This window comes from Kitasatospora sp. NPDC127116 (genome assembly GCF_042677365.1).
Lineage (GTDB): Bacteria > Actinomycetota > Actinomycetes > Streptomycetales > Streptomycetaceae > Kitasatospora > Kitasatospora lactacystinica.
Genome location: NZ_JBHXTL010000230.1, coordinates 1 through 8,687 on the forward strand (window position 1 = coordinate 1; position 8,687 = coordinate 8,687).

The 8,687-nt window shown below is 73.0% G+C and carries 7 protein-coding genes and 1 pseudogene; 2 read left to right on the forward strand and 6 right to left on the reverse strand.

Going from position 1 to position 8,687, the window contains the following annotated elements; genetic code table 11:
- Nucleotides 1-288 precede the first annotated feature (288 nt).
- From ACFVHV_RS42405 to ACFVHV_RS42420, 4 genes are all read right to left on the reverse strand, one after another.
- Entirely contained in the window at nucleotides 289-1,263 is a 975-nt protein-coding gene (locus tag ACFVHV_RS42405) for a hypothetical protein (RefSeq protein WP_380359024.1), read from the reverse strand.
- Nucleotides 1,260-2,579, reverse strand: coding sequence for an MFS transporter (locus tag ACFVHV_RS42410; protein WP_380359037.1), 1,320 nt, complete (start codon nucleotides 2,577-2,579; stop codon nucleotides 1,260-1,262). The genes ACFVHV_RS42405 and ACFVHV_RS42410 overlap by 4 nt, the downstream gene beginning before the upstream one ends.
- A 2-nt stretch (nucleotides 2,580-2,581) precedes the next feature.
- Nucleotides 2,582-3,958 carry a discoidin domain-containing protein gene (locus tag ACFVHV_RS42415; protein ID WP_380359026.1) on the reverse strand — a complete coding sequence of 459 codons (1,377 nt, stop codon included), beginning with the start codon at nucleotides 3,956-3,958 and terminating at the stop codon, nucleotides 2,582-2,584.
- A 680-nt stretch (nucleotides 3,959-4,638) separates the two neighbouring features.
- On the reverse strand, nucleotides 4,639-5,490 hold the full coding sequence (locus ACFVHV_RS42420) for a LysR family transcriptional regulator (protein ID WP_359896737.1): 852 nt from the start codon (nucleotides 5,488-5,490) through the stop codon (nucleotides 4,639-4,641).
- A gap of 95 nt (nucleotides 5,491-5,585) precedes the next feature.
- Here ACFVHV_RS42420 and ACFVHV_RS42425 point away from each other — a divergent pair, with 95 nt between their 5' ends.
- Nucleotides 5,586-6,317: an SDR family NAD(P)-dependent oxidoreductase gene (locus ACFVHV_RS42425; RefSeq protein ID WP_380359029.1), complete on the forward strand. Its 732-nt coding sequence runs from the start codon at nucleotides 5,586-5,588 to the stop codon at nucleotides 6,315-6,317.
- A 351-nt stretch (nucleotides 6,318-6,668) separates the two neighbouring features.
- Here ACFVHV_RS42425 and ACFVHV_RS42430 read toward each other — a convergent pair whose 3' ends face one another.
- Nucleotides 6,669-7,589 carry a tyrosinase family protein gene (locus ACFVHV_RS42430; RefSeq protein WP_380359031.1) on the reverse strand — a complete coding sequence of 307 codons (921 nt, stop codon included), beginning with the start codon at nucleotides 7,587-7,589 and terminating at the stop codon, nucleotides 6,669-6,671.
- 189 nt (nucleotides 7,590-7,778) lie between these two features.
- On the opposite strand from ACFVHV_RS42430, the pseudogene ACFVHV_RS42435 reads away from it, so the two are divergent.
- Nucleotides 7,779-8,005 (forward strand): annotated as a pseudogene (locus ACFVHV_RS42435) (transposase); the annotation flags it as partial.
- 182 nt (nucleotides 8,006-8,187) lie between these two features.
- Here ACFVHV_RS42435 and ACFVHV_RS42440 read toward each other — a convergent pair.
- Entirely contained in the window at nucleotides 8,188-8,643 is a 456-nt protein-coding gene (locus ACFVHV_RS42440) for a hypothetical protein (RefSeq protein WP_380359034.1), read from the reverse strand.
- Between the last annotated feature and the right edge of the window lie 44 nt (nucleotides 8,644-8,687).

Consider the following 8,687-nt stretch of genomic DNA (forward strand, 5'->3'; position numbering starts at 1 on the left):
TATTCGGAAATGTGGTCGTGTCGGGAATGGGGGCGCCCACCGCTAACCGGTGAGCAACCGGGGACGGACCGCCCGTCGGCGCGGGTGCGGTGGCCTTCGCCCCGGCCCGGCGCCGTCCCCGGTCGACCGCCCTTCCGTTCACGGCCCGTCCGGCGCTCCGGACGGGCCGTGAACGTTCAGCGCCGCCCAAAGAACGGGCAGGGCGAGGTGGTCGCGCAGGGTGGGGCCGGCGGGGGCGGCGCGGCCCACCGTCCCGGGCGGGTGCGGCAGGCGGCGGGCCGGCGGGCGTCAGGCCGGCGGGGGCGGGACGGTGACCGGGGAGGAGGCACCGGGGAGGAGGAGGTGGGGCGTGCCGGTGCCGTCGGCGGGGGTGGCCCAGACGTCGGGGGCCTGGCCCGCCCGGGCCGGGAGGGCGTAGGCGAGGGTGGCGTCGTCGAGCCAGGCGGCCTGGTCGTCGACGCTGCGGGTCTCGGCCAGCGGGTGTTCGTGGAGGTCGGCCAGGTCGAGGACGTGGAGGCGCCAGGGCGCGGCGGGATCGGCGGAGACCTTCTTCTTGAAGGCGATCCGGGTGCCGTCCGGGGAGAGCGAGGGGCATTCCACGTTCTCCCGCAGGGTGCGGGCCGACCAGGCCTTGAGGTCGCCCTCGACGAGGTGGGTGCGGCCGGCGGTGGAGACGGTGGCGTAGAAGCGGTTGTCGTCGGCGGCGAAGTTGACGCCCCAGTAGTTGACGTCGGCGGCGTGGTAGCGGGTGCCGCCGATCGTCAGCGGGATCTCCTCGACGGACTTGATCAGGTAGCCGGTGCGCAGGTCGAGGATCGAGGTGCGGGTGGAGAAGCGGTCCGCCGCGTAGGAGTCGCCGACGGCGAAGGTGGTCCAGGAGAGCACCTGGCCGGAGGGCGAGACCCGGGCCCGGTTGGGGATCCCGGGGACGATCACCGACCGGAGCTCGGTGAACCGCCGGTCGTAGACCACGGCCTGGGTCCGGGCGGGGGTGCCCGGCAGGGCGCGCAGGCACAGGGCGCGGTCCCCCGCGGCGTAGAAGCGGGCGCAGGACGGGCCGCCGGGCTCGCCGCCCGGGCTGCGGGCGACGCGGCCGGTGGCGGTGTCGCGGTAGTAGAGACCGGGCTGGTCGAGCGTGAACGAGACGTCCGCGGCGACGGGTTGCGGTCCGCCGTCCCGTTGGCGGGCGTGCACCACGTAGCCGAGGGAGCCGCCCAGGAGGACGAGGGCGGCGAGGACCAGCAGGACCGTTCGCGACTTCATCGGCGCGCTTTCCTTCCCGGGAGGATCCGCCAGGCGGCGGTGAGTGCGGCGGCCAGGGCGAGGGCGGCCGCGACGAGGGCCGGGCGCGGCCCCCACCACGTCCAGGCCGCGCCGAACCCGGCCGCGCCGACCAGACGGGCCAGGGCCTGTCCGGTCTGCAGGACGGCGAGGCCGCTCGCCCGGCCGGCGGCCGGGAGCGCGGGCGCGGCCAGCGCCATCAGCACGCCGTCGGTGGCGGCGTAGAAGACGCCGAGGAGGACCAGGACCAGCACGGCGGTCGGCAGGCCCGACGGGACCAGGAGCGTCAGGTAGGCGGCGAGCAGCGCGCCGTGGCCGAGCAGGAACGGGATCCGCCGTCCGGCGCGGTCCGCGATCCGCCCGGCGGGGACGGCCAGCAGCAGGTAGCAGGCCGCCGCGCCGAGCGGCAGCAGGGGGAAGAGCGCGGCCGACAGGTCGAGGCCGCGCTGGAGCAGGAGGTAGAGGAAGGAGTCGCCGACGGTCGCGGCGCCCAGCAGCGCGGCGGCCGCGACCACCCGCCGGAAGGCGGGGTCGGCAGTCGACCGGGCTGCCGTGCCGGCCGGGCCGGGTGCGGCGTTCGGCCCCGCGGCCGGGGCAGCGGACGGGAGCGCCGACGGGAGCGCGGACGGGACCGGGCGGGTCGGTGCGGCCCGCGGCGGCGGTGCCGACGGGTCGGCCGGGACGAAGAGGCCCAGCACCACGACACCGAGCAGGCCGGTGGCGAAGCTGACCACGAACACCGCGTCGTACGCGTCCGCGGTCGCCCACAGCACCACGAAGGCGACCAGCGGGCCGAGCAGCGCCCCGGTCGTGTCCATCGCCCGGTGCACGCCGAACGCCCGGCCGAGGGTCTCCGGCGGTGCGCTGAGCGTGATCATCGCGTCCCGGGGTGCGGTGCGCACGCCCTTGCCGAGCCGATCCGCGGCCAGCGCGGCGGCGATCCCGCCGGCGGCCCCGCCGGCCATCAGCAGGCCCAGCCGGGAGAGCGCCGACAGCAGGTAGCCCGCCCCCGCGACGGTCCGGTGCCGGCCGGCGCCGCGATCGGCGAGCCGCCCGCCGAGGAGCCGGACCAGTGCCGTGGCTCCGTTGAACAGTCCGTCGAGGAAGCCGAACTGGAGGGGTGAGAGGCCGAGGCCCAGGACCAGGTAGAGCGGCAGCACGGCGGTGACCATCTCCGAGGAGACGTCCGTGACCAGGCTGACCGCGCCGAGCGCGACGACCGTGCCCGGGACGCGCCGCCCCACCCCGGCGGGGCGGGGCGGCGCGTCCGGACGACGGCCCGTGGTGGCCAGGTACATCATCAGTGGCAGCTGTAGGTCGGGCTGGTGTCCTTGGCCTTGCCGTCCGTCCCGACGAAGCTCCAGCCGTACCCGGAGTCGGTGAAGTCCAGCTTCAGCACGCCGTAGTCGCCGCTGATCCGCTTCTGGCTGTTCGGCTGGACCTGCTCGATCGGGTACGGCTCGGCGCCGCCCATCCCGCCGACGATCTCGACGATCCCGTCGGCGGTGGCCTTCCCGTCCGGGTCCTGCGGGGCGAACCGCTCGTAGTGGTGGTCGTGCCCGTTGAGCACCAGGTCCGCCCGGGCGTCGTAGAGGATCCGCCACACCGGCCGGGAGACCGGGTCGTTGCCGTGGCCGCCGGAGGAGTACAGCGGGTGGTGCCAGTAGGCGGCGACGCACTTGCGGGTGTTGGCCGCGAGGTCGGCCTTGAGCCAGTCGATCTGGGCGCTCTGGTCGAAGGCGTTGGAGTCGAGGGCGACGAAGTGCCAGTTCCCCTCGTCGAAGCTGTACCAGCTCTTGCCCTGCGGGTAGGCGATGCTGCCGAAGTACGCCTTGTACCCGGAGAGCGAGCCGGCCGGGTCGTAGGTCTCGTGGTTGCCGGGGACGGGGTGGGTCTTCGCCTTGAACGCGCCCCAGCTCTTGTCGTAGTAGGCGCGGAAGTCCGACAGCCGGGCGTCGTCGTACTGGTTGTCGCCCATCGTCAGATAGAACTTCGGGTCGATCTTCTGGGCGAGGGCGGCGGTCTTCGGGTGCGCGCAGGCGCTGTCCGAGGCGGTGCACTGCGCCGCGATGTCACCGGCCGCGACGACGGTGAACGCCCCGCCCGGGGCGGTCCCGGTCGGCGACGGCGTGGCGGTCGGCGAGGGCGTGGCGGTCGGCGAGGGCGTGGTGTCCGTGACCCCGTAGACCTCCATCTCGACCAGCGAGTACCCGTAGGACGTGCCGCGGGCCGTACCGTACATCCGGACGTACCGGCCCTTGCCGGTCAGCCCGGTCCAGTCGTCCGTGCCGCCGTTGCCGGCCTTCTCCTCGGCGACGGTGGTCCAGGTCGCCCCGTCCGCCGACACCTCCAGCCGGTACGCCTTCGCGTACGCGGCCTCCCAGGAGGGCTTGATCCGCGAGACGGTGGCGTTCGCCCCGAGGTCGACCCGCAGCCACTGCGGGTCCTTCCCCTCCGCGCTCGCCCACCGGGTACCGGTGTTCCCGTCGAACGCCTTGCCCGCCGCGTAGGACGAGCCCTCCGTGGACGAGGCCGTGGCGGCCTTGCCCCGCGAGAGCAGCGGATCGGCCGCCGCTCCCGCCCGCCCGGACCAGCCGAGCAACAGTCCGCCGACCAGCACGAGCACCGCGGCGAACACTCCGATGTGAACAGGCCTTACCGAGACTTGGGGACGCATCCCTGAACTCCCTGACCTAGAACGACGGCGAGAGCTGGACTCCGGCGGGGCCCGCACGCGATCCCCGCCGGTCGAGCGGTGGTTCCCTCACCACCGCGGCGGCCGGGTCAGAGCTCTCGCTGAGCGCGTCACGCCCCGATCGAGCGGGCGCCGCGCCAAGCCGCCGCCGAGAGCCTAGTGAAAAGTAAAGTTTCCTGACAATAGTCCGGGCATGCCGAAATCCCGCGCGGATCGACGGGCACCGGCCTACGGGCGTCCCGGAGCGGCGACCCGAAAAATACCCCCGGGGGTACAGTGGAGACAGAAGCACGACGCGCGGACCGCGCACCAGTGTGCAGCTGCCGTCCTCTTGTCGATGGCTCGCGCTGGCCATCGGTCAGGCGGACCGGGAGCTGCCTTTCGAACTGCTCGCCGCGATCGGTGAGGCGTCCTCGCTCCCGGGATGAGCTGGGCCCGAAGGCCGACCGGCGCCACAAGACGTCACAAGAGTCGGGGCCGGCCACAACTTGCGTGCTGAACAACAACGGGCCGTCAGACATCTCACTGATCCAGCGGCAGCTGTCGCACTGAACCGACCGGAGAACCGCACGTCAACCAGCGCACTTGACGACAGGCAGTGTGCTGAGTCCCAGGTCGTGAGCCGGGACACGAGAGGTGGAACCGGGCCAGGCGCATTGGAACTACCGGAGACGGGTCGCAGTCCGGACAAGGTCGGCGACGGCTCTGGACCGACTGTGTGGCGGCCAAGCGATCACGGTGGTGACTTTCGGCGCATCCAGCACGGGCACGGCGGCGAGGTCACCGGGCAGTTGAGATCGGCACGACTCCGGTGAGACCGCGCAAGCACGGCCGAGCGCGACGAGTTGCAACAACTGCGCGTGGTCGCGGACCTGCGGGCCGGGGCCGGGCGGGTAGGTGCCGTCGAGGTCGGGCCAGCGGGGCAGGGGCAGGCCGGGCAGCCCGGTGATGTCGGCCATGTGCACATGGGCCCGGACGGTGAGCGGATGCCCGGCCGGCAGGACCACGACCTGGCCCTCCGTGCTGAGTTCTTCGGTGTGGAACCCGGCCGTCGAGTCGAACGGCCGGTGCAGTAGCGCCACGTCGGCCCGGCCCTCACGCACAAGTCGTTCCTGCTCGGCCGGGCCGCACAGGATGACGTCGACGGGGACCGCGCCGGGTTCGGCGGCGTACGCGTCCAGCAGCCTCGCCAGCAGTTCGCGGGACGCGCTGGCCTTCGCGACCAGGACCAGGCCGGGACGTCCGGTCGAGTGAAGGGCGGCACGGCGGGTCCGGCGCTCGGCCGCTTCGACCGCGTCGAGGGCCGCCCGGCCCTCGACCAGCAGCACCGAGCCGGCTTCGGTCAGCGTGACGGTGCGGCTGGTCCGGTCCAGCAGCGCCGCCCCGAGCCGGCGTTCGAGCTGCTGGATCGCCCGTGACAGAGGCGGCTGCGCGATCCCGAGCCGCTGCGCGGCGCGCCCGAAGTGCAACTCTTCGGCGACGGCGACGAAGTAGCGCAGTTCCCTGGTCTCCATCCGGCCACGGTACTCCGGATCGATACCTGGAAGGTATCGTTGCCCACCCAATCGGTCTTGGACCCCCGCCGGGGTCCGAGAGCAGCATGGTCCCCATGAGCGAACGAACGATTGCGCTGGTCACCGGCGCGAACAAGGGAATCGGCTACGAGATCGCCGCAGGCCTGGGCGCCCTCGGCTGGAGCGTCGGCGTCGGCGCCCGCGACGATCAGCGTCGCAAGGCCGCGGTGGAGAGACTGCGCGCGGCCGGCGTCGACGCGTTCGGCGTACCGCTGGACGTGACCGACGACGCGAGCGCGACAGCCGCCGCACGACTGATCGAGGAACAGGCCGGGCGCCTCGACGTGCTCGTCAACAACGCCGCTATTGCGGGCGGCACGCCCCAGGAGCCCACCCGCGTCGACCCCGCCACCATCCGCACGGTCGTGGAGACCAACGTCATCGGCGTCATCCGTGTCACCAACGCGATGATGCCGCTGCTGCGCCGCTCTGCCTCACCGCGGATCGTGAACATGTCCAGCAGTGTCGGCTCCCTCACCCGGCAGTCAGGGGCCGCTGGTGAGCTGACCACAGGTCCAGTGGCCGTGGCGTACTCGCCGTCGAAGACGTTCCTGAATGCCGTCACCCTCCAGTACGCCCGCGAGCTGAGCGGCACGAACATCCTGATCAACGCCGGCTGCCCCGGCTACGTCGCGACCGACCTCAACGGCTTCCGGGGCGTGCGCACCCCCGAACAGGGCGCGGCCATCGCCATCAAACTCGCGACCCTGCCCGACGACGGCCCGACGGGCCGGTTCTTCGAGGACGCCGGCGTAGTGCCCTGGTGAAGTGCACGGCGGTCATCACCCGCACAGCCACCAGGGTGAGGCCGCTTCGCCCGCGCGTCTCGAACAGGTTCATCGACTGCTTCGGCCGCCCCGGCCGACGCTCCGTGCTTGCGGCAACGCTCCGCACCGCTACCGGTTCCGGCATGGATGGCAGTTCACCGCAGGTTGCACGCAGCGTGACCATTTGGTTCCAACAATCGTGAGCCGGGGATCCGGGTCGGGCACCGTCCGACGCACGCTCGAGGTCGGGCCCGGGTCGAAGGCCGCCGCCTCGGCGACCACGGCCGGTGCGCCGGCCAGGAGTTGAGCCGGCAGGACGGTGAGAGCGAGGCGACGGCGCATCGTCGGCGGTCAGGCGTAGGAGTAGCCGAGGGCGATGGTGCTGGCCACGTCGGTGGCGGTGCTGGTCCAGGGGTCGAGGATGGCATCGTTGCCGGAGAGGCTCGGCTTGCCGGTGTGGTTGAGTTGCCAGCGGTCCCAGATACGGTCCACATTGGCGTGCAGAAGCCAGAAGATCGGGTCGTGCGGGGCGGCCATGATGTCGCTGATGGTGCCGTTGCACCAGTTGTGCACGTCGTTGTGCGCGTCCGCCTCCAGGTGGCTGGTGAACGGGGTGTAGCGCGGGCGCAGCAGCAGGCTGTCGATCAGGGTCTGGGTCGGCAGCGAGCCGCCGTTCGCGCCGGGGACGCCGCGGGTGACGTTCGGGGGCTGCCAGACCCAGTCGGGGCGGGCGTGGTCGTTGGCGTAGTCCCAGTACGGGACGGTCAGGGTCGGCGCGCCGTTGGCGGGCTGGACGGAGCGCAGCAGGTTCTCCGCCTGCAGTGTGTAGCGGCGGTGCCAGGGCAGGAAGCGCTGAGTGCCGATCGGGCCACTCATCGAGTGCATCCGGTGGCTCATGTCGCCGTGGATGTCGGCCAGCGTCTTGTACGTCCCGGCGGCGTGGGCGGCCTTCAGGGCCGTGTTGAAGGCGTCCTTTTCGGCCTGGCTGAGCTTGCGGTGGTCGACCCGGGTGCGGGTGAGGCTGCCGGCGAGCTGGATGATGAAGTCCCGCGCGGTGTCGGCGGGCACCAGGTTCGGCCGGGCCCCGTCCCCGGCTGCGGCGCCGGGCTGGGGCGGCAGCGTGGCGAGGTGTCGGTCGAAGCGGACGGCCACTGCCTCGGGGTCGAGCGCGGGGTGCAGGCCCCAGCCGTCCTTGAGGCGGAGCAGCTCGTCGCGGTCGGGGAAGTGCCCGGTCTCGGGGAGTCCGGCAGTGGTCTGGTCGATGGGTGGCATACGGAGCATCCCGTCGGTGCGTGGCTGGTGGGTCTGCTGCCACGGTCACGCGGCGGGTGCGCGGGTCGCGGTCGGGACGCGCCGAGCGGGCGGACTTTCACTCCGCGAGATCAGCGGTTTGAGTCATCAGATGCGCTGGCCCGGACTGCTCTTGCCACCTGGCGCGCTCGGGAGCACGCTCACGGGCGGGCGGCCGTTACCGTCCTCGCCCCCGCGACCCGCAGTTCCGGATCCTCCATACGCGGCGAACAACCCTCCCAGAGGGGTGACAAGCAGCTGAAACGAGCGTTCTTCCCGGCCGCGTTCGCCTCGCTCAGCGACCCGGCCTCCCGCACCTGCTACGACAAGAAGATCGGCCAGGGAAAACGGCACACCCAAGCCCCCTCTGCCTGGCCCGACGCCGGGTCGACGTCCCCCATAGAGGCACCCCCCGGCTCCGCCGGCTCGCTCTCCCCGCCTCTCACCCTGATAGACGCCCATCCCCCCGAGGGTGCAGGTCGGTTCGAAGCCATGGTGCGGTCAGCGCGCAACAGCCCTCCCCGGCCGAGGCCCGTCCGGGTGTCGAGGACGGCCGAGGCGTCCTTGACACCGTCGCCGGTCAGCGCCGGCGGGCCCAGCCGCAGGTGGCCGCCGGGGAGACCGGGGTCGGCGAGGACCCGGGACCCGTCCGCCGCGGGGGTCCGGCCGGGCCGTCGGCGGTCGCGACGACGGGGTGGAAGGTGAGCTGGGCGGTGCGGCCGATGACCCCGGCGGCCTCGCGGGGGTCCTGGACGCCGGGGAGTTCGACGACGATGCGCCGCTCCCCGGCGCGGGCGAGCGAGGGTTCGACGACGCCGAGGCCGTCGACCCGGCGGCGCAGCACCTCCAGCGTCCGGTCGGTGGCGTCCGCGTCGGCGCGGACGGTGGGCGAGTCCTGGGTCTCCAGGACGATCCGGGTGCCGCCGCGCAGGTCGAGGCCGAGGCGGGGCGGGGTGGTCAGGGCGACGTAGAGCGAGACACCGACGACGGCGAGCGCGACGAGCGCGCGCCAGAACGCGGTACGGCGAGAAGGCATGGGTACTCCACGGGCGGTCCGCGGGAGCCGGGCGTCCTCGGGGG

Excerpts from the sequence above, each read along its gene's own strand:
- ACFVHV_RS42405 (WP_380359024.1), bottom strand. The coding sequence starts at position 1,263 with ATGAAGTCGCGAACGGTCCTGCTGGTCCTCGCCGCCCTCGTCCTCCTG.
- ACFVHV_RS42415 (WP_380359026.1), bottom strand. The coding sequence starts at position 3,958 with ATGCGTCCCCAAGTCTCGGTAAGGCCTGTTCACATCGGAGTGTTCGCC.
- ACFVHV_RS42440 (WP_380359034.1), bottom strand. The coding sequence starts at position 8,643 with ATGCCTTCTCGCCGTACCGCGTTCTGGCGCGCGCTCGTCGCGCTCGCC.
- ACFVHV_RS42420 (WP_359896737.1), bottom strand. The coding sequence starts at position 5,490 with ATGGAGACCAGGGAACTGCGCTACTTCGTCGCCGTCGCCGAAGAGTTG.
- ACFVHV_RS42410 (WP_380359037.1), bottom strand. The coding sequence starts at position 2,579 with ATGTACCTGGCCACCACGGGCCGTCGTCCGGACGCGCCGCCCCGCCCC.
- ACFVHV_RS42425 (WP_380359029.1), top strand. The coding sequence starts at position 5,586 with ATGAGCGAACGAACGATTGCGCTGGTCACCGGCGCGAACAAGGGAATC.
- ACFVHV_RS42430 (WP_380359031.1), bottom strand. The coding sequence starts at position 7,589 with ATGCCACCCATCGACCAGACCACTGCCGGACTCCCCGAGACCGGGCAC.